The 23,997-nt window shown below is 63.3% G+C and carries 18 protein-coding genes; 3 read left to right on the top strand and 15 right to left on the bottom strand.

The genetic code is table 11. The annotated features are described in order from the left end of the window. Positions 1 to 453: 453 nt before the first annotated feature. From nikE to hydA, 8 genes are all read right to left on the bottom strand, one after another. Positions 454 to 2,121, bottom strand: coding sequence for a nickel ABC transporter ATP-binding protein NikE (gene nikE, locus JQ629_RS10960; protein WP_212412669.1), 1,668 nt, complete (start codon positions 2,119 to 2,121; stop codon positions 454 to 456). Then, complete coding sequence (locus tag JQ629_RS10965) at positions 2,118 to 2,966, bottom strand: ABC transporter permease (protein ID WP_212412670.1); 849 nt, start codon at positions 2,964 to 2,966, stop codon at positions 2,118 to 2,120. The genes nikE and JQ629_RS10965 overlap by 4 nt, the downstream gene beginning before the upstream one ends. Further along, positions 2,963 to 3,994, bottom strand: coding sequence for an ABC transporter permease (locus tag JQ629_RS10970; RefSeq protein WP_212412671.1), 1,032 nt, complete (start codon positions 3,992 to 3,994; stop codon positions 2,963 to 2,965). Before JQ629_RS10970 ends, JQ629_RS10965 begins: the two co-directional genes overlap by 4 nt. A gap of 13 nt (positions 3,995 to 4,007) precedes the next feature. Further along, positions 4,008 to 5,624: an ABC transporter substrate-binding protein gene (locus tag JQ629_RS10975; protein WP_212412672.1), complete on the bottom strand. Its 1,617-nt coding sequence runs from the start codon at positions 5,622 to 5,624 to the stop codon at positions 4,008 to 4,010. A 138-nt stretch (positions 5,625 to 5,762) separates the two neighbouring features. Further along, the gene (locus tag JQ629_RS10980; RefSeq protein ID WP_212412673.1) at positions 5,763 to 7,196 is read right to left on the bottom strand and encodes an NAD(P)-binding domain-containing protein; all 1,434 of its coding nucleotides are present in this window, start codon (positions 7,194 to 7,196) and stop codon (positions 5,763 to 5,765) included. Further along, the gene (locus JQ629_RS10985; protein ID WP_212412674.1) at positions 7,193 to 7,954 is read right to left on the bottom strand and encodes an SDR family oxidoreductase; all 762 of its coding nucleotides are present in this window, start codon (positions 7,952 to 7,954) and stop codon (positions 7,193 to 7,195) included. The genes JQ629_RS10980 and JQ629_RS10985 overlap by 4 nt, the downstream gene beginning before the upstream one ends. Position 7,955: 1 nt before the next feature. Beyond that, positions 7,956 to 8,933: an NAD-dependent epimerase/dehydratase family protein gene (locus JQ629_RS10990; RefSeq protein WP_212412675.1), complete on the bottom strand. Its 978-nt coding sequence runs from the start codon at positions 8,931 to 8,933 to the stop codon at positions 7,956 to 7,958. A gap of 31 nt (positions 8,934 to 8,964) precedes the next feature. Beyond that, on the bottom strand, positions 8,965 to 10,434 hold the full coding sequence (hydA, locus tag JQ629_RS10995) for a dihydropyrimidinase (RefSeq protein WP_212412676.1): 1,470 nt from the start codon (positions 10,432 to 10,434) through the stop codon (positions 8,965 to 8,967). 204 nt (positions 10,435 to 10,638) lie between these two features. Between hydA and JQ629_RS11000 the strand changes: the two genes are divergently transcribed. Next, positions 10,639 to 11,301 carry an aspartate/glutamate racemase family protein gene (locus tag JQ629_RS11000; protein ID WP_212412677.1) on the top strand — a complete coding sequence of 221 codons (663 nt, stop codon included), beginning with the start codon at positions 10,639 to 10,641 and terminating at the stop codon, positions 11,299 to 11,301. Here JQ629_RS11000 and JQ629_RS11005 read toward each other — a convergent pair. From JQ629_RS11005 to JQ629_RS11035, 7 genes are all read right to left on the bottom strand, one after another. Beyond that, the gene (locus JQ629_RS11005; protein WP_212412678.1) at positions 11,295 to 11,954 is read right to left on the bottom strand and encodes a flavin reductase family protein; all 660 of its coding nucleotides are present in this window, start codon (positions 11,952 to 11,954) and stop codon (positions 11,295 to 11,297) included. The two genes, JQ629_RS11000 and JQ629_RS11005, sit on opposite strands and share 7 nt — an antisense overlap. Beyond that, positions 11,955 to 12,887: an N-carbamoyl-D-amino-acid hydrolase gene (locus JQ629_RS11010; RefSeq protein WP_212412679.1), complete on the bottom strand. Its 933-nt coding sequence runs from the start codon at positions 12,885 to 12,887 to the stop codon at positions 11,955 to 11,957. 307 nt (positions 12,888 to 13,194) lie between these two features. Next, the gene (locus tag JQ629_RS11015; RefSeq protein ID WP_212412680.1) at positions 13,195 to 14,517 is read right to left on the bottom strand and encodes an aminotransferase class III-fold pyridoxal phosphate-dependent enzyme; all 1,323 of its coding nucleotides are present in this window, start codon (positions 14,515 to 14,517) and stop codon (positions 13,195 to 13,197) included. Further along, a complete protein-coding gene (locus JQ629_RS11020; RefSeq protein ID WP_212412681.1) occupies positions 14,514 to 16,100 on the bottom strand; it encodes a hydantoinase B/oxoprolinase family protein in 1,587 nt (528 codons plus the stop codon). The genes JQ629_RS11015 and JQ629_RS11020 overlap by 4 nt, the downstream gene beginning before the upstream one ends. Continuing rightward, complete coding sequence (locus JQ629_RS11025) at positions 16,097 to 18,106, bottom strand: hydantoinase/oxoprolinase family protein (protein WP_212412682.1); 2,010 nt, start codon at positions 18,104 to 18,106, stop codon at positions 16,097 to 16,099. The genes JQ629_RS11020 and JQ629_RS11025 overlap by 4 nt, the downstream gene beginning before the upstream one ends. A 377-nt stretch (positions 18,107 to 18,483) precedes the next feature. Next, positions 18,484 to 20,175, bottom strand: a complete 1,692-nt coding sequence (gene pdxR / locus JQ629_RS11030) for a MocR-like pyridoxine biosynthesis transcription factor PdxR (RefSeq protein WP_249134970.1) — start codon at positions 20,173 to 20,175, stop codon at positions 18,484 to 18,486. Positions 20,176 to 20,228: 53 nt separating this feature from the next. Beyond that, positions 20,229 to 20,483, bottom strand: coding sequence for a hypothetical protein (locus tag JQ629_RS11035; protein WP_212412683.1), 255 nt, complete (start codon positions 20,481 to 20,483; stop codon positions 20,229 to 20,231). A gap of 249 nt (positions 20,484 to 20,732) precedes the next feature. Between JQ629_RS11035 and JQ629_RS11040 the strand changes: the two genes are divergently transcribed. Together JQ629_RS11040 and JQ629_RS11045 are read left to right on the top strand one after the other, a co-directional pair. Then, positions 20,733 to 21,692 (top strand): AraC-like ligand-binding domain-containing protein, encoded by a 960-nt coding sequence (locus JQ629_RS11040; protein ID WP_212412684.1) that lies wholly within the window; start codon positions 20,733 to 20,735, stop codon positions 21,690 to 21,692. A gap of 276 nt (positions 21,693 to 21,968) precedes the next feature. Continuing rightward, entirely contained in the window at positions 21,969 to 23,993 is a 2,025-nt protein-coding gene (locus tag JQ629_RS11045) for a hydantoinase/oxoprolinase family protein (RefSeq protein WP_212412685.1), read from the top strand. The last annotated feature ends 4 nt before the right edge of the window (positions 23,994 to 23,997 follow it).

The raw sequence follows: 23,997 nt of genomic DNA on the forward strand, positions 1-23,997 counted from the left end.
GCCGTTTCCGCTCACGCTTCTCCGACAGCTTGACGCCTGCAACGGGCGCCAGGACCACACGGTTTTGCCGTACGCTTATCCACGCCGTCGTCGAGGCGTAAACCAGCGTCCACCGCAACCCGCCCAACGTCCGTGACGACGGCCGACGCCCTTCTGAGTAGGACGGGATGGCCAAACATATGCACCTGATTTGCCTTCTGGTAAACAGAAATATTTTTAATTTTGGGGCTTGACACACTTTCCGTAAATCAGAACTGATTTGCCCGTCGGGTTGATTTGCCGCACTCCGCCGTCATTGCACATCGAAAAAGAGGACCTACGGGATGGAGCGCCAAAGCCTGCAACGCCAAAGCCCTGCCGATCTCGCCCGTGCGCTCTATGCCGCGCTGGCCGCCAGGTGCCGGACCTGTCGGCCTATCGGTGCTCGGCGGGAACAACTTTGCGGCGTCAATATCAGGTGACGGACACAGCCAGTTCCGGCTCGATATGCGGCACGGCTTCCACCAGCTCGCGTGTGTAGGCGGTTTTCGGATTGTCGAACATCGCGCGGCTCTCGCCCTGTTCGACGATGCGGCCATTTTGCAGCACGATGGTCCGGTCGCACATCATGCGAACGACGTTGAGGTCGTGGCTGACGAAGAGGAAGGCCAAGTCATCCTCACGTCGCAGCCGGTCGAGCAGTTGCAGCACCACCGCCTGTACCGATACATCCAACGCCGCCGTCGGCTCGTCCAGCACCAGGAGGCGCGGCCGGCAGGCGATGGCGCGGGCAATGCCGACACGAGCCTTCTGGCCGCCCGAAAGCTGATGCGGGAAGCGCGTCAGCAATTCGACCCCCAATCCGACCCGTCGTGCACACTCCTCCACCCGCTGCCGCAGCGCGTCGCCGGAGCGCATGCCACCCAGCCGCAACAGCGGATGGGCGATGCAGTCAAAGGCGGTGAAGCGCGGGTTGAGGCTGTCGTTCGGATCCTGAAAGACGATCTGGATATCCTTGCGAAACGGCGAGCGGTGAAAATCGCGGGCCGGGATATGGCCGATCGACTGTCCCTCGAACGCAATCTCGCCCTCGCTCGGATCGATCAACCGGCAGATGATGCGCGATGTCGTGCTCTTGCCGGAACCCGACTCGCCGACCAAGCCGACGCTCTCGCCGGCATTGATCATCATCGAAAAGTCCGCGACCGCCGGGGCCCCCTGATCGAACCGCTTTGCGAGTTTCTGCACCTCCAGCAGCGGCGGCGTGCCCGGAGCAGCCGGCGATTTGGGTGCGACCTGGATCGCCACTTCTCGACCCCTCTCCCCTTCCGGCACCAAATCCGCGATCCGGGACGTCGCCGTGGGCGAAGCAGCCACAAGGCGCTTGGTGTAGGAATGCTGCGGCGCCCGGAACAGTGTCAGCGGTTCGGCCTCCTCGACCAGCCGGCCTTGCTCCATCACCACGACGCGACGACAGTAACGGGCGGCGAGACCGAGGTCATGGGTGATCAGAATGGTCGCCATGCCGCGCTCGGCCGCAATCCCGGTCAACAAATCCATCACAACCTTTTGCGTCGTAACGTCGAGGCCGGTAGTGGGCTCGTCGGCGATCAGCAGTGCGGGATTACAGGAAATCGCCATCGCGATCATCACACGCTGGCACATACCGCCGGAGAGTTCGTGCGGATAAGCGGACATCCGCTTTTCAGGATCGCGGATTTGCACGGCGCGCAACAGTTCCAGCGCCTGCGCGCGCGCCTGATCCCGCGGCATTCGCTTATGAGCCGTGATGGCATCGGCGATCTGGTCGCCGACGGCACGGATTGGATTGAGCGCTGCGCGAGGATTCTGAAAGATCATCGCCATCGCCGCGCCGTGCAGATGACGGAAATCACTCCCTGATATCCGCGTGATGTCCTGCCCGCGAAACCGGATATTGCCTGCCGTGATACGGCCGGCCGCATCGAGCAGCCGCGTGATCGCAAAACCCGTCACGGACTTGCCCGAACCGCTCTCGCCGACCAGGCCGAGCATCTCGCCCTCGCCGAGCGACAGCGTGACGCCACGCACCGCCTCGACAAGGCCACGCCGTGTCGAGAAAGTGACGTGCAGGTCGTCCAGTGCCAGCAGCGATGGGGTCATGTGCGCATGCGGGGGTCGAGAATATCGCGCACGCCGTCGCCGAGGAGGTTAAAGCACAGCACAGTCAGCATCAGCGCCAACCCGGGGAACGCAACCAGCCACCATTTGCCTGTCGAAATGAAGCGCGCGCCTTCGGCAACCATGATGCCCCATTCCGGCGTCGGCGGCTTGACGCCGAGACCGATAAAGGACAGTCCGGCCGCATTGAGGATCGCCCAGCCGAGATTGAGCGATATCTGCACCGCCATGGCCGGCAGCACGTTCGGCAGCAGGAAGCGCAGCACGACCGAGATGTGGCTGTCGCCGCAGGCGCGCGCCGCCTCGACCCAGCCGACATTGCGGCGAACGTTCACCTCCGCCCGCGCAAAGCGGATGTAGAACGGCAGATTGATGATGGCGGTCGCGATGATGATGTTCTCGACCCGGTTGCCGAGGGCCGCGACCATCGCCATCGCCAGCACGAAAAGCGGAAAGGCCATCACGACGTCGACGAAGCGGCCGACGGCGCGATCGAGCCGGCCGCCGGTATAGCCGCAGATCGCACCGATGACGGCGCCGATGGCAAAGGAGATTCCGACCGCCGAGACGGCGATGGCGAGATCGAGCCGTGCCGCGACGATAAGGCGGCTGAACACGTCGCGGCCGAGCTGATCGGTGCCTGCGATGTGCGCCGCGCTCGGCGGCATCAGGGCTTGCGACACGTTCGAGACGATCGGATCATACGGCACGATCCACGGTCCGAAAATCGCGATCAGCGTGAGCAGGAAGACTCCGGTAGCGGCAACGGCGGTAAGCGGATTACCTCGCAGAATCCAGCCGGCATGGCGAAGTGTTGCTGATGTCATCCGATTGTCACCCGTGGATCGGCGATGCCGTAAAGGATATCCACCAGCAGATTGACGATTACGAACACGGTGGCCATCAGCAGCACAAAGCCCTGCACCGGCGCATAATCGGAGGAGAGCAGCGCATCGAGCGCGTAGGAGGCGACGCCCGGCCAGGAAAACACCTTCTCCACCAGGACATTGGCGCCGAGCATGGTCGAGAACACGATGCCTGCGATGGTGATGACGGGCAGGATGGCATTACGCAGCGCATAGGTGACGACGATCTTCCACCAGGGAAGGCCCATGGAGCGCGCGGTACGCACGAAATCGCTGCCGAGCGAGACCAGCATCGAGGCCCGCGTGATGCGCGCCAGCGGCGCCACCACGAACAGCGCCATGCTCAGCGCCGGCAGGATCAGTTGTCTGAAGGCGGCCCACCATCCATCGAAGTCGCCTGCGAGCAGGAAGTCGATCAACAGGAAGCCGGTTCGCCTTGGCGGCAGTGACGCGAAGATATCGACCCGGCCAGTCGGATCGGGCGCGAGCCCGAGCAGATAATAGAAGACATACATCAGCAACAGGCCCGAAACGAACGTCGGCACACAGACGCCGAGCGCGCAGAAAAACCGCACGCCGTGGTCGATGATGGAGCCCGGTCTCAGGGCCGCCAGCACACCAAGCGGCACCGCCGACACCAGCGCGATCAGCAGTGCAGTGAAGGTGAGTTCGAGCGAGGCCGGCAGTCGCTCGCGCAAATCCTTGGTGACGAGCTGGCCGGTCATCATCGACCGGCCCAGGTTTCCGCTGCCGACGTCGTACAAATAGAGCGCCAATTGTTCCGGCATCGGCTTGTCGAGACCCATCTGCTTGCGGATGGCTTCGATCTCCTCCTTGCCGGAATTCGGTCCGGAGGCGAAGAACACCGCCGGATCGCCCGGCAGCACACGCATCAAGAGGAAGGTGAAGACGAGCACGCCAAACAGCGCCGGCAGCGAGGACAGGAAACGCCTGCCCGCCCGTATCACCGTTGCTCCAAAGGCCGCCATCGTACCCGCCGGGTTACTTGCGACTGAGATCGCGATAATCGACCTGCCGGTGGAACTGGTAGGTGTAACCTTCGACCGAGGCCGCCATGACCGCGTCCTGGCTGGGCTGCCAGAGCGGAATCTGCGGCATCTCGGTGAAATGGATGGCGTTGAGCTTCCTGCCGTCTTCCTCATACTTGGCCGCATCGGGTTCGAAGCGGGCCTTCTGCGCGATCTCCACCAGTTCGGCATTGTTGATCGACGAGTAATTCCAGCGCTGATTGCCGGTGTAGAAGTTGCGGTAGAAATAGTCTGGCGAAGGCAACCAGGCGACGATGCCCTCGGTAAAGAAAGGCAGCTTCTTCTCGTTGATCTGCGTCGACATCTGCGCATCCGGCAGCTTCTGGATATCGACCTTGATGCCGATCTTGGCGAGCGACTCCTTCACTAGCGCAGCCATAGGCTCGGCGGTGGAAGCCTGACCGACGTTAAAGCTGAACGTGGTCGAGAAGCCGTCCGGCATGCCGGCCGCCTTCAGGTATTCCCTGGCCTTATCGAGGTCGAGTTTCACCGGCTGCGGTACAGGATAGGCGCCGCTCGATGGCTTGCCATCAGCCCATGTTGCGCCAAACAGCGGCGACCCGCGGCCGAACAGCGCCGCCTTGAACATGTCGTCATAGGGCAGCGCAAAAGCGACGGCGCGGCGCACATTGACGTTGTCGAAGGGCGGGATTTGATTGTTCATCGAAACGAAGGTGACGGAATTGTATTGCGGCGTCGAGATCACCTTCAGCTTGGCCTTGGCTTCGAGCGACTGGACGTCGCTCGCCTGCAGATCGACGACGATATCGGCGTCGCCACGCTCGACCAGATTGGCGCGCGTCGCCGGCTCCGGCACCGACTGCACGATGACGCGTTTGAAGAACGCCGACTTGTCGGTCGTGCCGCGGTTCCAGGCCTCGTTGCGCACCATGATCACCTGTTCACCCGGCTTGAACGTCTCGATCCTGTAGGCGCCGCTGCCGGCCGTGTTCTCCTTCAACCACGCCGTCGCCCAGGGATCCTCTGCCGTCGCATGCGACTTGGCGACCTTGGAGTTGATGATGATCGGGTAGACGGTGGCGAGATTCGGTAAGGCCAGCTTGTCCGGCTTCGGCAGCGTCACCTCGATGGTCAAGGGGTCGACGACCTTGAACTGATCGGCTGATGTCAACGATCCCGTGAGAAGCTGCGCCTTGCCGAGGATCGGCGCCGTGACGACGCGGTCGAGCGACCACTTGACGTCATCAGCGGTGACCGGTGTGCCGTCCTGGAATTTCGCGTCCTTGCGCAGGCGAAAAGTCATCTTCAGCCCGTCCGGGCTGACCTCGTAGGATTCCGCCAGCTCTCCGGTGATCTTGCTGAGGTCAAACACCCATTTGCCATTGAGTTGCTTGCGGCCAAATGACACGAGCCGGTCGTAGGTGCTGAGACTCACCGCAAAGGCTTCGCGGGTCGAACCTGGAACATTCGGCTCGAGCGTATTGACCGATGCGCCGGTGACGTAGCGCAGCGTTTCCGCGCGCGTTTGCGCCTGCACCGATCCGGCGGCCAGTGAAAACGCGACAAAGGCAACCGCCGAAAGCAGACGCCTGGATCCTGTAACGCCCATCGAACTTATTCCCTATTTTGTCAGGTTTATTTTCTGAATGAGAACATCAACTTAAAGCAAGGGATATGCCAACCGGAACCGCCAGAGGCAGGAGCATAGTAGGTATGAGCCGAGCTTCCCAACGCCGTTGAAAACCGTTCACCGTTCCTCACCCGTCGTCGATACTTGCCGCACGACGACAGCCTGGGGCACGTCATACGCCTTGAACGAAGCCCAGTGCCGCTCGATGTCCGCGCGAAACAGGCCGCGTGTCAACCCGTGCACCAGCTTCGGCACGGCCGTGGTCATCGCATTGATCGATGAGCCCGACGCACCGAAGCTCATGGTGGAGGCGATCGCGAAGACATGAATGTTCGCGATCCACGGCGTTTCACCGGCGACCCGCTCCATCAGTGCATAGTCGTCAGCAAGATAGGGGAAACGCCCGAGCCGCGGGCTGCGCTCGTCCGGCGGCGGCTGGTAGCGGTCGGCCCAGGTCGCGATGTTGGCGGCGCTGTTTCGCAGTTCGGGCCGGCCGGCAAAATTCATGTCGATCCCTGTGCCGCAAATCACGAAGTCGGCTGCAAACACCCCCCGCGGCGTCTGCAAGTCGACGCCGCGAGCCGTTTGCGTGGCGGCTTCGATCGGTGCCCCCTCCTGCAGGCGAAAATTGGGATGACGCGCGCAGCGGTCGTAGGTCGCTTGCGGAAAACCTTCCCGCATCTCCAGCACGGCGCGCATGAAGCGCCAGCGCCAGGCATCATCCAGATCACAGAAGTGACGCAGGAAGCCGCGGAACGTGAGCCAGCGGTAGGGCTGTATCACCTGGATCTCCGCCCTGCGGCAAAACAGGTCCACCTCGGCCGCGCCTGCCTCCAGTGCGGTCGCGGCATTGTCGAAGGCCGAGGCGCCGGCGCCGATCACCGCAACCTTCCTGCCGCGCAAGCGGGCGAAGTCGATCGGCTGGGCCGCATGCGCGCAAACCGACGACGGCAGATGGCGTAGCGGCTCCGGAATGGTCCAGTCGCCCATGCCTTCCTGCCCCGTCGCCAGCACAATCTTGCGCGCAAAGACAATATCGAAACCATCAGCCGTTTGCACCTTGGCAGCGAGCAATCCACCGGCCGCAGGCGAGATCTCGATAACCTCGCAACCATTCCGCACCGGCAGGTCCAGGATGCGCCTGAACCAGAGCAGATACTCCGCCCAAAGCTCGCGTGAAATCAGGTCGAGATTTCGCCAATCCCCCTCGCCGAAGCGCGCCTCGTGCCAGGACTGGTAGGTCAGGCTGGGAATATCAAGATCGGGCCCGGTGAAATGCTTCGGACTACGCAGCGTATGCATGCGGGCGTAAGTGAGCCACGGCCCCTCCTGCCCCTCCTCGGATTTGTCGAGCACCAGGATGTTGCTCACTTGCGAGCGCATCAGGCCAAAGGCCGTCGCAAGACCTGATTGCCCGGCGCCCACCACGAGCACATCCAGCGCCGGTCTGCCGTCGGGCCCGAGCTTCGGCGTCAGCCACGCGGCATCCGGATGCGCGGTCTTGGCAAGATCGGTGCGAACCTGGGCTTCGAGAGCGAGCAAGCTGTTCATGCCGCGAGCCAACCGCCATCGACCACCATGACGGTGCCGGTCGTAAAGGAAGACGCATCGCTGGCAAGATGGAGCGCGGCCTCGGCCACCTCCTCCGCCTGGCCAAATCGCTTCATGGCATGGCGGTTGCGCGACGCTTCGCGCACCGGCTCGGGGTCGGCGTGACGGGCAAAACTGCGCCGCAGCATCGGTGTGTCGATGGCGCCCGGCGCGATCGCGTTGACGCGGATGCCGTCCGTGGCGAAATCCACCGCCATCGTCCGGGTCAGGCTGATGATCGCGCCCTTGGCCGCGACATAGGCGCTATTGCCCTTGCCGCCGGCGATCGCCAATTGCGAGGCGAGCGTGATGATCGAGCCGCTGCCTTGCCGCTGCATCTTTGGCACTGCCGCGCGTGCCCAAAGCCAGGTGCCGCCGACATTGGTGCGGAACACCGCATCCCAATCGGCGGGATCGGTGGTCAGTACCGTGCCGCCGCAGGAAAAGCCGGCCGCGGCCATCAGCACATCGAGCCGGCCGCGCCGCGCCATGACGTCGCTAACCACCGTCTGTGCGAAATCCGCCTCGCCGACATCGCCGACATGGAATGAAGCTTCACCCTTCACGCCGTCGATCGCCGCCAGGGTCTCCTGCAAACCCGCGCCATCACGATCGACCAACGCGATAAAGGCGCCCTCCTTCGCAAGCAGCACCGCACTGGCGCGGCCGATGCCCGAGCCAGCGCCGGTTATGATCGCCGTCCGCCCTGTCAGTCTCATGTCAGGCTTCCCCTCGATGCTCTGTCCACCAACGGCTCAGGTCGGCAACCGACTCCGCGCAGCCGAACCGTGCGCGCCAGCCGAACTCTTCCGCCATGCGCGTGACCGAAAGCGGTGCCCGGTCGGCTGGACTATGCAGGTCGATCGTCGCCGCTTCACCGGCATCGGTCAGCCCGCAAATGAAACCGGGGCGCAGCGCGGCCAATTCCTGCCCCCATTGGAGCGCCGGCCATTCCACTCCGGTCGAAATATTGTAGGGCTGATGCTTGGGCCGCTCCGCCTCGATCAGCAATGTCACGGCTTCCGCGACATCCACCGCATAGATCCAGTCCCTGACACCCGGACGCGACAGCACGGCCTCGCGGCCCGCTTGCATCGCGGCCAGAATCTGCACCTGCGGGCTTGGCGTGTCGCGCACCTCGTTGCTCCGCTCCCACGGGCCGAATACGGCGCTCAGCCGCACGCTGATGATTTGGCATTGCCACAGGGTGGAAAGGCGCGCGGCCACTTTCTCCGACGCGAGTTTGGTAATGGCGTAGAGCGAAGCCGGATCGCAAGGCGTTTCCTCGTCAAGCACCGGGTTCCGGAATGCGCTGGCGCCGTAGGCAGCTGCGGACGACAGATTGATGATGCGCTTGACGCCAGCGCGCTGCGCCGCGATCAGGACCGGCGTCTGAGCCAGCAGGTTGACCCGCAGAATGGTCTCGGGATCCTTTGCCTCGCGCTCCGGACCGGCCGTGATTGCGGCTCCGAGAATGATCGCCTCATAGCCAGGTGCGATCGCCTGCCCGACGGCATTCTGATCGGTGATATCGCCCTGGATGACGGTCAGCCGATCCGCGTGAGAGGCAAGATCCCTGGCTGCGTCAGACGGCAAGCCCGCGCGGTCGAACAACGTCACCGCATGACCGCGCGCCAGCAATGTCGCGGCGATATTGAGCCCGACAAAACCGGTGCCGCCGAAAACAAGGATTCTCATTTCTCAATCCGAACTCGTCGCGGCGGACAGATCACAAGAGCCTCGCCCCGAAATTCTGTTCCGGGTCCATATCCGATACCAGCCGGCCGGTCGGTTTCGCCGCCTCTCCTCCCGTGCGTGCGAGGAAACGCCCTGAGCCTGCTTCGACCGAACGTTTGCCGTCCGACACGATCACGCGCCCGCGCGATAGCACGGTCACCGGCCAGCCGCGCAGCTTGCGGCCGGCGAAGGGCGTATAGCCCGTGAGGTCATGCATCATCTCATCGCTCAGCGTCACCTCGCGCGCCGGGTCCCAGATCGCGATATCCGCATCGGCGCCAACCGCGATCGAGCCTTTCCGCGGATGCAGATTGTAGATCTTTGCAGGTGCCGTCGCGGTCAGCTCGACGAACTTCTCGATTCCGAGGCGCCCCTTGGAAACCATGGCGTCGAACAGCAGCGGCAACCGGACTTCGAGGCCTGGCAAACCGTTCGCCACCTGCTTGAAATTGGGATTGGGGCCGGCCCGCAGTTTACCGGTTTCGTCGAACCGGTACGGCGCGTGATCGGACGACACGGTCTGGAGATCGCCGAGCGCCAACGCCTGCCACAGCGCTTCCTGGTCCGCGGCGCGGCGCGGCGGCGGGCTGCACATCCATTTGGCGCCTTCCACGCCGGGCTTGTCGAGATCATCGGCCGTGAGAAACAGATATTGCGGGCAGGTCTCCGCGAACACCTTCAGTCCCTGCCCGCGCGCATCGCGGATCACCTTGGCGCCTTCCGCCGTCGAGACGTGGAAGATCATGATCGGTTGGTCGATCAGCGCAGCCATGCCAATCAACCGCGTGAACGCCTCCGCTTCCGAAACGCGGGCGTGGCTGATAGCGTGATATTTCGGATGGGTATAACCGCGCGCGAGCAGCCGCTTCACCATCCAGGAAATGACCCCGTGGTTCTCGGCATGGGCGCAAAGCATCGCGCCGCCGTCACGCGCCGCCAGCAGAATGTCGAGCAGCGGCTCGTCATCGATCTTCAGGCGATCATAGGTCATGAAGATCTTGATCGAGCCATGGCCCTGCTTGATCAATGTCGGCAGATCCGTCTCCAGCGCTTCCTTTGTCGGATCGGCGATGATCATGTGAAAGGCGTAGTCGATCACCGCGCCCTTTTTGGCCAGCGCATGATAGTCCTCCAGCACCTGCGGCAGCTTCATGCCGACGTGCTGGGCCGCGAACGAGATCACGCTCGTAGTGCCGCCGAAGGCCGCCGAGACCGTCGCGCTCTCGAACGTATCGGCGTTCATGATACCCGCGGCCGAAAGCTGCTCAATATGGCAGTGGCTATCGACGCCGCCCGGCAGCACCAGCTTGCCGCGCGCATCGATCTCGCGTCGCCCGGCCGGCAGCCCGCGGCCGACCGCGACGATCGTCTCGCCGGAAATGGCGACGTCGGCCTCGAACACGTCGCTGACGGTCGCGACGCGTCCGCCCCGAATGAGAAGGTCGTAGGCGGGTTCGGTCATGGCAAACTCTCCAAGTCAGGTCCTGAATCGCAAATCGGGCGTCCGCTGCATAAAAGCACAGATCGTGTCGCTACACTCCCTTGCGCTTTGGGAGCAGACAGTGGACCATGCATCGCTCGATGGCATGGTCATTGCTTCCATCGAAGTCTCTTTGCGCCTCGGCCCCACGGCATCGGCCGATGCACCGTCCAGCAGGAAAACATGATGTCCAGGCAACGCATTCTCGTCATCAATCCCAATTCAAATCGCCTCGTGACGCAAGGGCTGGAAGACGCACTCAGGCCGCTGGGCTTTGAGGGCGGACCGGTGATCGTCTGCGAAACTTTGGCTGAAGGGCCCTACGGAATCGAAAGCCAGGCCGACGTCGATGGCGTGGCGATGCCGCTGCGCCGTCTTGTCGAAGGCGACAACAGTTCGGCCGCCTTTGTCATTGCCTGCTACAGCGATCCGGGCCTGCATGTCTGCCGCGAAGCGACGGACCGGCCCGTTTTCGGCATCGCCGAATGCGGCGTGCTGACGGCGCTTGCGCGCGCCGAAAGCTTCGGCGTCATTGCGATCGCACAGCGCTCGATTCGCCGCCACGTCCGTTACCTCAGGCAAATGGGATTGATGGATCGCCTGACGCGGGAGCGCCCGCTCAACATGAGCGTGGCGGAGACGGCGTCGGGCGAAGGAACGCTCGCGAAGATGATCGAGGTCGGGCGCGCGCTCAAGGACGAAGACGGATCCGGCGCCATCGTGATGGGCTGTGCCGGCATGGCGCGTCACCGAAGGCCGCTGGAACAGGCGCTCGGGATTCCCGTGATCGACCCGACGCAGGCGGCCGTGACCATGGCTTTGGGTGCGGTACAGTTCGCCCATCACTGACTTTCGCCGGACGGTTCACGCGCACCGCTGCGCGCGAGCCACTGCGCGTGGCTTTCGCGCGTCAGCGCGAAAGTATCGCGCTGGGCGGCGTAGAGATTGCCGAACAAGCGCCCGATCGGCCGGTAGGCGTCGAAATCGACGTACATCTTTTCCCGGTCAATCAGCCCCTCGCGGGCATGCAGGCGCAGCACTTCCCCTACAAGGAGTTCGCGGCCGGGCCCGAAAGCGAGTGCGACATGTTGCCGGCATTCCAGCGCAAACGGGGCCGCCGCCAGCCGCGGCACGGCGACATCGACCGATGGCAATGTCTCCAGCCCCGTCGCCTCCACTTCGCTGCTGCCGGATGGAAAGTCGACGGCACAGTCGTTCATGGTGGCTGCGAGCGCCTCGTCGACCATATGCACGACGAACTGCCCGCTGCGGTGGATGTTGCGCGTGGTGTCCTTGGGGCTCTGGTCGGCCTTGTGCTGCAGGCCGAGCACCAGAAGGGGCGGATCTTCGGAGAACACGTTGAAGAAACTAAACGGCGCCGCGTTGACGCGGCCATTCTCGTCGAGCGTGGTGACCAGCGCGATCGGCCGTGGCACCACGACCCCGCACAGCAACTTGTATCGGTCGTGCGGATCAAGTTCGCGGAAGGAGATGCCGGACATCTAGTTTTCCGGCGGCGGCACCGCGCCGGTGCGGCTGGTGATCAGGCCATAATGCTCGATGCGGCGGTGGTTGGCGAAGTTGAAGATGGTTTTCTTGCCGAAATCGGTGGCGTCGAGGTCGCACGGGTAAACCAGCAACTCGTCCTCTTCGGTTTTCGCCTCGACGACGATCTCTCCGACCGGATTGACGATCAGGCTGCCGCCGATCAGGGGGTGGCCATCCTCGACGCCGGCCTTGGCAACGCATACGACCCAGGTAGAGTTCTGGTAGGCGCCGGCCTGTGCGGACAGCCGGTTGTGGAAGAGCCGCTTCTCGGGCCCCTCCTCGCTCTTCTCGGCATTGACCGAGGGCGTGTTGTAGCCGATCAGCACCATCTCGACGCCCTGCAGACCCATCACGCGGTAGGTTTCCGGCCAGCGCCGGTCGTTGCAGACGGCCATACCGAAGATTCCGCCGAGGGTCCGCCAGACCTTGAAACCGAGATCGCCGGGCTCGAAGTAGCGCTTCTCCAGATGCTGGAAAGCGCGCTCGGTATCAAACTCCGAATGCCCCGGCAGATGGATCTTGCGATAGGTCCCGACAATTCTGGCGGACTTATCGGTGAGAATACAGGTGTTGAAGTGATGTCCGTCCGCTGTCAGTTCGGCATAGCCGAAGCTCATCGCCATCTGGTGCCGGGCGGCGCGCTCAAACAGCGGCATGGCCGCAGCATTCGGCATCTCGCGTTCGAACCACGTGTCGACCTCAGCCTGGTCCTCCATGTACCAGCGCGGAAAGAACGTGGTGAGGGCGAGCTCCGGATAGACGATCAGATCGGCGCCCCTCGCCTTGGCTTCATCCATCAGCGCGATCATGCGCTTGACGACGGTTTCGCGACTGTCGGCTTTCTGAATCGGACCCAACTGGGCGGCGGCAACATTGATGACGCGCATGGATACCTTTCTGGGCGCTTGCATTTAAGGCGGCGCTTGCATGAAAATGAAGCAGCCTGTGAAGCTCGGAGTCTTATCCGGCTCAATCGAGCCAGCAGTTAAAGTTTTGGTTCACACGAAGTCAATTCCGGAGACAGTCCTTGTGATGCACGTCAGTTCTGCGTTTCTGCTCGCCGCCCGATGCTCGGCGCGCGCCTGCGCATGTTAAAGCGTGCCCTCAGGCATCGGCAGGTACCAGGGTTCGCCAACCGGCCAAGCGAGAAACGCAGCTCACTGGCGGTATCCTTGATGACTCAGTCCAGCCCTCCTATCGGCCGTGGCCAGGGGCAGCATGGCGTTCGTGCTCTTCATCCGCAACCTGCAGACCGTGATCAAGCGCATCGAGCAACCGATGGGATTCATCCGCGGAGATCACCAAAGGCGGCGCAAGGAACAGCGAGGTCTGTTCACCGCTGGTTCCGATCACCGCGCCCGCCTCAAGGGCGCGCAACGCGACGCGGGAAGCGATGGGATCCTCAAGGCTGTCCGCGTGCCACGTCCGCCAGTCCGGCCCGTGCAGCTCGATGGTCCAATGCAGGCCTTGTCCCGCCACGCGTCTTACGCTGGGATGCCGCCGCGCGATCTCGAGCAGACGCTTTGCGAACAGTCCCTCGAGCTGGCGTACCCGGGACAGGATGTCTTCGCTGGTGACCACGCCGAGATAGGCGCTGATGGCGGCCATGCTGATCGGGTGCCCGCGCAACGTTCCGTAATTCTGCCAACTCTTGCCCTTGAGCTGCTCGACGATGGCTTTCGACGCCACGACCGCCGCGACCGCCGCGGCGCCGCCCCCCAACGATTTGCCGAGCGTCACGATGTCCGGACGGCTCTCGCCACCTTGAAACGCGAACCATCGGCCCGCCCGCCCCGCGCCGGTCACCACTTCGTCGGCGATCCAGATCGATCCAGCCTCGCGAGCGTGCAGCGCCAGCTGGTCCTGATAGTCGGCGTCGTAGTAGATGCCGCCTTGCGTATAGTCGATGATGGTTGCGGCAGTGTCCGACAGGGTGCTTGCGGCATCGGCGAGATACTGTTTCGCCGACGGATTGTTTGGCGGTGCGCCGTAGATTGCGCCATCGGGCGCGGGCAGAATGCGGACCGGTGCCATCACCGCAGGCAGTTGCGAGCCACCGGCATGCACCGCCAGGCCACCATGCCATTGCGGCTGCACGGTCATGCTGCGGGACAGACCGACCAGGCCGTGATAGGCGCGTTCGCGGGTAGCGAGCGCCGTGCGCTGCGTCAGTGCCTGGCAAAGCGAGAGCGCCATGTCATTCGCTTCGCTTCCGCTGATGCAAAAGCGAACGGCGCCGACCCAGTCCTCTTCACCCTCGAAGGCGACCCGGATCAGATCATCGGCGGCTTTCTCGCGCCCGATCCAGGTCCAGCCTTCGTTCACGACAGGCGTATCCGCGGCGCGACGGATCGCTTCCACCATCGCCGGATGACGATGGCCAAGGCCGCCACCGGTATTGCTTCCGTCGATCAGGCGGCGGCCATCTTCGAGGTGGAAATAGACGCCCTCACCGCCGACGACGGTAAGCGGTGCGCTGTCGCCCGCGTTCAGGCCGGTTCGCAAAAGCCTACTCATCGAGAAACCTCATTCGCCGCTCCATAACCGCCGCCGCCGCAGCTTTCGATGGTGACGAGATCGTCGCGCTGCAGCACCAGATTCGATTTGCCGTCGATTTCGACATTGGCGCCATTTCTGACCAGTGATATCCGGCAGGTTTCGCCGGGTTGGCCGCCCTGCATGCCGAATGGCGGGATCACCATTCGCTCGATACATGTGGTCAGATGCATGGACGGCGCGAGAATCCGATAGGAACGCACCACGCCGTCGCCGCCGCGATACTGTCCGGCGCCACCGGACTCGCGGCGAATGGATTGCTGCTCAACCCGGATCTTGTAGTTGGCCTCGATCACCTCGGCCGGCGTATTGGACGTATTGGCCAGGTGCACGCGCGTCGCCGAAACGCCGTCACGATCATGGCGCGCGCCCTCGCCGCCGCCATGGACCTCGTACAGCATCTTCCAGGAGCCGTCCGAGCGCGGCTCGGCGAAAAAGAGCACGCTGGCTGTCGTCGTCCCGCCGGCGGACAAGCGTTCCGGAATCGCGTCCTGCATCGCACGGAAGATGGCATCGACGATGCGCATTGAGGTTTCGTGATTTCCCGCCGCGACGGCCGCCGTCCACCCCGGCTCCAGAATCGAACCCTGGCGCGTGATGATCGTGAGCGGCCGCAAGGCTCCGGCATTTTGCTGCATCTCACGCCCGCTCATGATGCGTGCTGAATAGGCAACCGCGGAACGCGCGATGAACGGCGTCGTGTTGCAGAAATTCGAGGCCCGGTCGGCGCTGCCGGACAGATCAAACGTGGCCTCGTCGCCAGCGATGGTGATCTTGACGTGAATGCGGGCGGGCTCGCCGCCCGCGCCGCCATCGTCCAGGTAATCTTCCCCTTGATAGACGCCATCCGGCAGTTCGCGGATCGCCTCCCGCATCTCGATCTCCGACAGGTCGTGGAGACGCGCCAATGCCACGGTGAACACATCCGTGCCGTGGTGCCGGCAAAGCTCGACGATGCGCTTTTCGCCCGCCTTGGTTGCCGCGATCTGTCCGAGCAGATCGCCCTCGCACGCTTCGGGATCGCGTACATTGGCCTTCAGAAGCTGCATGATGGGCGTATTCACTCCGCCCGCTGTCGCAATCAGAACCGGCGGAATGCGCATCGCCTCCTGAAACGTATCGATGGCCTTGGCGAAGTAGCTGCCCGGCCATGTTCCGCCGATATCGGGCCAATGCGCGAGGCTGATCGCGAATGCGACGATATCACCGTCGACAAAAACCGGCCGGACCACTTTGACGTCGTTGAGATGGTTGCCGCCCAGCGCGCCAAGATTATAGATCAGCACGTCGCCGTCGTTCAGGCTACCTACGGGCACAACTTTCAGCAGTTCCGGGACGGTGTAAGCCATGGCGCCGAGGTGGATCGGGATGTCCCGGCCCTGACCGACCAGATCGCCCTTCGCATCGGTGATCGCAGATGAAAGATCGCCGGCTTCGCGCAACAGTGGCGAGCGTGCCGAACGCGTCATCACCAGGCTCATTTCCTCGGCTGCCGCCGACAATCCATGCCGGATCACCTCAACGGTAAACGGATCGAGCGTCATGGCGTCACCTTCGTCAAAAAGAGATGACCGATCGTGTCCGGTTTGGCCTGCCAGCCCGGGGGGACCACAATTGTGGACCACGCATCTTCAATGATCGCGGGCCCGAGGACCGGCTCCTTCATCGAGGCGCGGTCCACAATCACCGTCGCCACGTCATGGCCGCCATCGAACGTGCATCGACGCGAAGCCACCTGCAACTTGCGAACGGCGGTCGTGGGGCGATCGACGATGGTGGTCGATGGCCGCCGCGCCTGCACGCGCACCGATTCGATGACGCAACTCTCCTGCGTCGCGTAGCCGAACAGTTCGTGGTGACGAACGAGAAAATCTTCCCGCAGGCGCGTGGTATTCAGAGGCAGGGAGAACGGCACGGCAATGGCGTCGTTCTGCGCGGCATAGCGCATCAGGGCGACCAGTTCGACGTCGATCTCTGCGCGCGCAACGCCGTTGGCAATCAATGGTTCCGACGCCTGCCCGATCAAGGTCTCGATCCGCTCCAACACCCGAGCGAGATCGATACCGTCCAATGCGACACGGAAGGTCTGCTGCTGCAGAAAGCTGAAATCGGCAGTGAGACAGCCAAGCGCAGAAAATGCACTCGATGCGTTGGGCACCACGATCGAACCGATGCCGTAGAGATCCGCCATTCCCGCCGCATGCATCGGACCACCGCCGCCGAAGGCAAGGAGCGTACAGTCGCGGCCGTCGATGCCGCGTTCCACCGTCACCCGGCGCAGCGCCCTTGCCATGGTTGCATTGGCGACCTTGACGATGCCGAGTGCGGTCTCCTCGAGGCCCAGTTTCAACGCTTGTGCTATGGGCGCAATGGCGCGCCGGGCAGCCTCGATGTCGAGGCTGATACGGTCCCCGAGCCGCGTTTCGGGATTGAGATAGCCGAGCACCGCGTTGGCATCGGTGATCGTCGCCGCCGTGCCGCCGCGGCCATAGCAGGCCGGGCCGGGTTCCGACCCCGCGCTCTGGGGTCCCACGGTCAAGCCGCCCGGCCCATTGCGCACGATCGAACCACCTCCCGCTCCGATCGAGTGAACCGCCAGCATCGGCTGGCGCAGCGGCCGATCCCCGAGCATTCGGCCGTCCGCCATCTCCGCCTGCCCGTCGATGATCAGACAGACGTCGGTGGTGGTGCCGCCCATGTCGAAGGTGAGCATTCTCGGCGTGCCGAGCTGACGCGCGATGCTGACCGACGCTGACACACCGGCCGCGGGCCCGGACATCGCCATCACCAGAGGACGCCGCTTGACCGCAGCAATCGGAACCATGGCTCCGGCGGAATGGAACACCTGCAGGCCAGGTCCAATCGGCAAGCGCTGCTCCAGCTCACTCAAATATTCGACGGCAATCGGCATCGCCGCCGCATTGAACACCGTCGACGACGTGCGCTCGTATTCGCGTGCTTCCGGATTGACCTCATGTGACAGCGAGACATGCGGCACGATCGCCTTGAGCCGTTCGGCCAGAATCCTCTCATGTACCGGATTGGCGTAGGCATGCAGCAAGGCCACCGCGACGCTTTGCACACCGGTCTGCTTCAGCCAGGTCACCAGACGGTCGATCTCGCGATCCTGCAACGGCTTCAGCACGTTCCCTTCGTGATCGAGCCGCTCGACCAGACCGAAGCAAAGCTCGCGCGGCACCAATGATGGCGATTTCGGCGGGATATCGAGGCGGTACAGATCACGGCGCCGGTAGCGGGCGATATCCAGCACATCCTCGAATCCAGCGGTGGCGATCAGCGCAACCTTTGGGAGGCGTTCCTCGACGATCGCATTGGTTACCCGTGTGGTGCCATGGACGAAGCGTTTGACCTGATGCTTCTGCAGTCCAATGGCCTCAAGGGCTTCGAGCATCGCATCGACCGGCGCATGCGGACGCGACGGAACCTTGGCGATCCGGGTTTCGGCGGGGTCACGCCGGATGGCAATGATGTCGGTGAACGTGCCCCCGATATCGGTACCGACCTCCCATTCCCTGTATAAGCCGCTCATTTCATTCCTTGTTCAGCCATTGCCTTCCTTCTCAGCGCACCGAACGAGGCCGGGGGCGACGACAGAAGCCACGTTGCGACTCAAATCGCGAAAGTCGAGCTAGAGATAGGCCGCGCCGATCAGTAGTTTCAACGAGACTCCACGATCCGTCATCATCACCCTGCTTCCCCTGTGAAGGCCACCCAGGCGAATTTGTGACAGACCGGTCGAGCCATCGCATAGAGCCAGACTTGCCGCAAACAGGTAGGCCAGCCGCTCGAACGCACTGCCGCTCTTCCAAGGTCTTCTGCATTAATCCGGGCATTGATGCTCACGGAAGATGCACACTCGCCGCCCCCGGAGCCGCGATTCCGATGGCTCAAGCTGATCTGCTGCCGCTATGCAGCACTGAGGCACGCGGCCATTTTGGATATCAACCGGCGTGCATCCTCCGTCTGCAGCCGCCCATATCCAAACACCAATCCATGTCGCGTGGGTTCGCCGAGATAGTTCTGCGACAGCGGCTGCACGTGAATGCCGGTTTGCAGCAGGAGCCTTGCCGCCTCTGCGTCGCTCATCCGTGCCCGCATTCGCTCGGTGAAGAAGGCGACCAGATGGAGCCCGGTCGCCGCGGATGACACGGTCAGATCATCAGGCATCAATGTGGTGATCGCGTCAATCAAGGCAGCCCGCCGCGCGGCATAAACCTTCCGCATTCGTCGCAAATGTCTCACCAGGTGGCCTTCCCGCATGAATTCCGCCAGCGCCACCTGCCCGATTCCCGATGTGTGGACATCGATCCGGGCGCGACCTTTCGAGAACGCCCTGATGAGACGTTCGTCGGCGATCATGTAGCCGATACGCAAGCTCGGCATCATCAGCTTCGAGAAAGTCCCTAGGTAGATCACGCGTCCATCGCGATCGAGCGACCGCAGCGAGGCAATCATGCTGTCCTGGTGCCTGAACTCCGAATTGTAATCATCTTCGATGATCCAGGCGTCATTCTTGTTCGCCCAGTCCAAAAGCTCAAGCCGCCGCTCAAGCCCCATGCTGACGCCGATCGGATATTGATGTGACGGCGTCACGACCACCAGCTTGGCATGCGGCGCCAGCCGAATTCCCTCGCAAACGCAGAGGCCCTTGTCGTCGACAGGCACCGGAATGAGTCTCGCGCCGGCCGCGGTCAGCGTCCACCGGGCTTCGACGAACCCGGGCTCCTCGACCCACACCTCATCGCCCTGATCGAGGATCATCCGGCTGCAGAAATCCAGCGCGCCGGACGTGCCGGAGGTCACGGCCACATTGCCCGGAGCACAGACCAGGCCGCGCACCGATCCGAGGAAATTGGCGATTTCGCTTCGCAATGCCGGATGCCCCTCGGGCGGAAGATCCAGACAGTCGGAATTTTTCGGATTCTGCCAAGCCTGCCGCAGCAGCCTTGCCCACTCCTTGAACGGAAAGCTGGAAACATCCGGCGCACCGGGGCTGAATTCGGACTTCCAGTTGGTGTCGTATTCGAATGCCAGCAGGGACTGCCAACGATCAGAGACCGGGGCAATTTCGATAGCAATTGAATCCTCTCCTGACGAGGACGCCGCCGCTGGCGCCGGGCTCGCTTGCGCCTGCTTGACCGACGCGACGGTGACGCCTCCACGCGGGGTCGATTCCAGGTAACCTTCGGCATAGAGCAAATCCCACGCTGTCAGAATCACGGTTCGTGAACAGCCCAGTTCGCGCGCGATCTCCCGCGAGCCGAGGAACTGCGTGCCGGCCGAAAGCCTCCCCTGCAGAATGCCGTTCCGGAGATGCGCGGCGATCTGCAGGTGGATCGGGACCGCTGAAGCGCGATCGATATGCATGCCGGCGATCGACACGCGCCTCTTTTGGGGGCGGGATTTTTCCATAGACGAAGGATTTAACTTGAGCGCGGCCAACCAGCAAACCGCAGTCTTCATATGCACGTTCTTGAAACGATCGACCCGCCACTGATACCCCAGCACGTTCAGGTCGGCTTGCGCACGCTGGATGTTGCTCGATTTCCTCTGATCTCTCGGCGCAACCATCGTGCGCATGCCGCCTTCGCGCTCCAATCCATCAAGGGGGCGATGGAAAAGAGATAGTCTCGGTATTTCAGCGGCTTATCTTACGCCCTCAATGCGACTAACCACGGTTGGATTATCTGCTTGGTCGCGAAGGACTTGCGCGGCCTGCCGCCGGCGGCGATCCCGACGCCGTTTCGGGCGGCGGCTGTTTCATGTTCGGCACGGTGATCGCAGCCGACATCGAGCTGATCGGCCAGCGTCAGCCGCACTGGCGTGATCGCCGGAACGTTCTGACGATGGGCAAACTCCCCGGACCGTAATCCGTCCGGAAGGTTGTCGTTGACCGCGGCCTCCATCCTTCGGTTGCCTAAATCGAAATTGAGCACGCGTAGCCTAAAATATCGGCTTCCCCTTCCATTGGACTTGACGTCATCCTGCCGTCCTCGCCAAGCTGACGACGGCGGCAACGGGGTGCAGCATGAGTGCGGCCATCAGAAATCGGATCGACGCCGCCTTTCGCAGTCGTCACGGCATCGGCACGGCCGATGGTCCTGGTCAGGAGAGAACCTAAGACCCCGTAGTCGACGGCAGTGACGGAGCGCAAGATGCAGACCACTTTCGCGACCAACGACATTCCTACCCATCACCGCCGCCAGTTCTGGCAGAAGGTCGTCTCCGACATCTACTACTCGTTGGATCTTCGCTTTCTCGGAGGTCATGACTTCCACGGCAATTTGGGCGCCTGGTCGCTCGGGCCGGTTTCGATCTCCCGCAACGTCTGCGACGGCCTGCTTTACAAGCGGCACGAGCGCCACCTCGTCAATGAACGCGAGGAATGCTTCCTGATCACCGTGCCCGAGCTCGCCGAGATCCGCTTTGAGCAGGACGGCAAGGACATCCGCTGCCGACCGGGCGCCTTCCTGATCGAGCGCAGCCATTTACCCTATGAGTTCAGCCACCACGATCCCGCCGCGCTCTGGGTGCTGAAAATCCCAAGCGCCGTGCTGCGCGGGCGGATCTCCCGCCCCGAACGCCTCGCAACCTTGCAATTCGACGCCAGCCGCAGCGTCGGCGCGCTCTTCGTCGATACGCTACGCCTGTCCGGCGAGCGCATCGAGGAAATGGACGAGACCGCGCGAACCATGATGGGCAAGCATCTCATCGATTTGCTGGCGATGGCGGTCGAGTCCGACGAGCGCGTGCTGGCGGGTCACTCGTCCACGATCCGCAATGCGCATCTGCATCGCTGCGAGCATTTTATCCGTACACACCTCGACGACATGCGGCTGACGCCGCAGACGGTGGCGGACGGTTGCGGCATTTCTCTCAGATATCTGCACCAGATATTCGAAGGCGAAGGCGTCACCGTGAGCACCTATATCCGCGCCCAGCGCCTGCTGATGTGCGATGCCATGCTGCGCGATCCGCACTGTCGCAAGAGCATCTCCGAAATTGCCTACCATTGGGGATTCGGCGACCAGGCGCAGTTCAGCCGCAACTACCGCGGCCGGTTCGGCTGCACGCCGAGCGAGGCGCGGGCGGCGGCGCGCGCAGCCTATCCATGAAGCAATGACGGCTCCAGTACTCTTCCTGATCCGACCCTTGATTGTTTCCTGGGCAGGCTGGAGTAGACGCGACGGCTGAGCCGTTCGTGCTCTCTGGCACAAATCTTCCTGCGCTCAGCGTCAAGAAGCCTCACCGAAGGCCTGCCTATAATCCTCGCGACAACTTTCGAAATCCGCCGGTCGAACGGGCCGTCTGCGGCAGCCGGATCATCGATCCGGCGCGCCTGAACCGTCGACCCGACCTCGCCCGGCACGCGTTGGAAAGGAAGCCGTATCGTGCAAAATCTTCGCGTGGCCGTCGACGTCGGCGGCACCTTTACCGACATATGCATCATGGACGAGGCCACCGGCCTCATCCGCATCGAGAAAACATCCACGACCCGGGATCCCATCGAGGGGATCATGGGCGGCGTCTCCAAGGCCGGCATTGATCTGTCGAAGGTGGCGCTGTTCTCGCACGGCACCACGGTTGCGACCAACGCACTGATCACGCGCCGTCTTCCGCGCACGGCCGTGGTGACGACCGAAGGCTTCCGCGACGTCATCGAAATCCGGCGGGCCAACAAGGAAGACCTCTGGGACACCTACAAGGACGTCGTCAAACCCTACGTGCCGCGACGCGACCGGCTGACCGTACCCGAACGCGTCGATGCGGCCGGCAAGGTGATCCAGCCGCTCGACACTGACGCCGCGCGCAAGGTCGCGCGCATTCTGAAGCGCCGGGGCGTGGCCGCGATCGCGGTCTGTTTCATGAACGCCTACCTCAATGGCGAGAATGAGCGCGCGATGCGCGACATCCTGCTGGCGGAGATGCCGGACATTCCGGTGTCGATCTCCTCGCAGGTGCTCCCCGAAATCTTCGAGCACGAGCGATTCTCGACGACGGTCGTCAACGCCGTCGTCAGCCCGGTCGTGGTCAGCTACACGAGCCGCCTCGGCGAGCGCCTTGCCGATGAAGGCTACACCCGCGATCTTCTGCTGCTGCACACCGGCGGCGGCGTCATGACGCCGGCGAGCGTCAAGGATTTCGCCGCGCGCCTCGCAGGTTCCGGCATTGCCGCCGGCGCGATTGCCAGCCGCTACATCGCGGGCCTCTGCGGCTTTCCCAATTCGATTGGCCTCGACATGGGCGGTACTTCGACCGACGTTTCGCTGGCCTATGAGGGTCAGTCACGCATCACCAAGGACTGGTACATCGAATACGGCTACCCGATCCGGTTTGCGTCCATCGAGGTGCTCACCATCGGCGCGGGCGGAGGATCGCTCGCCTGGACCGATCCGGCCGGTTCCTTGCGCAACGGCCCGCAATCGGCCGGCGCCTATCCGGGCCCGGCCTGTTACGGCAATGGCAATGCGCAGCCGACCAATACCGACGCCAACGTCACGATGGGTCGGCTCGGCACCAGTCTGGCCGGCGGCAAGGTGATGCTCGATCCCGAGCTTGCGCGCAAGGCCGTCGAGGAAGGCGTCGCAAAGCCGTTCGGTTTTGGCCTTCACGAGGCAGCCGACGCGATCCTGAAAGTTGCCAACGCCAACATGTCGGATGCGGTACGGCTGATCTCGATCAGCCGCGGCTACGATCCGCGCGACTTCGCGCTCGTCGCTTTTGGCGGCGCCGGCGCCCTGCACGGCGTCGATGTCGCCCGCGAACTCGCGATCCCCGTCGTGATCGTGCCGCCCAATCCCGGCGTGACCTCGGCGCTCGGATGCCTCCTGGTCGACATGCAGCACGACTTCTCGCAAAGCTGCATGGTCGGCGCCGACGAGGCCGATTCCGCCGACATCGAGGCGCAGTTCGCCGCGCTGGAGAAGGAAGCCCTGGCGCGGCTGACCCACGAAGGCGTCGCCCAGCAGGACATCGTGCTGCAGCGGTCGATCGATATGATGTATCGCGGCCAGTGGCGGTCGCTCGCCGTCAGCGCGCCGCGTCCGATCGGCGCGATAGCCGACCTCGTCAAGAGCTTCCACGCCGAGCATCAGCGCGAATACAATTTCCGCCGCGACGATTCTCCCGTCAGCTTCTTCCGTCTCAACCTGAAGGCCGTCGGCATCGTCCCCAAGGCCGAGTTCGCGGTGCACAAGCCCACCGGAGCGATCCCGGAGCCGGTCGACCGGCGCCGGGTATGGTTCGATGGCAACGGACTCGACACACCGGTCTTTCAGCGCGACGACCTGCCCTGCGGCTTCAGCTTCCAGGGTCCCGCGATCATCGAACAAGTCGACGCGACCACCGTGGTGCCGCCCGGCGCCAGCGCGGAAGTCGACAAATACCTCAACATCATCATCCGCGTGAAGGAGTGAGCCG

The sequence above is a fragment of the Bradyrhizobium sp. AUGA SZCCT0222 genome (assembly GCF_018130205.1).
GTDB lineage: Bacteria > Pseudomonadota > Alphaproteobacteria > Rhizobiales > Xanthobacteraceae > Bradyrhizobium.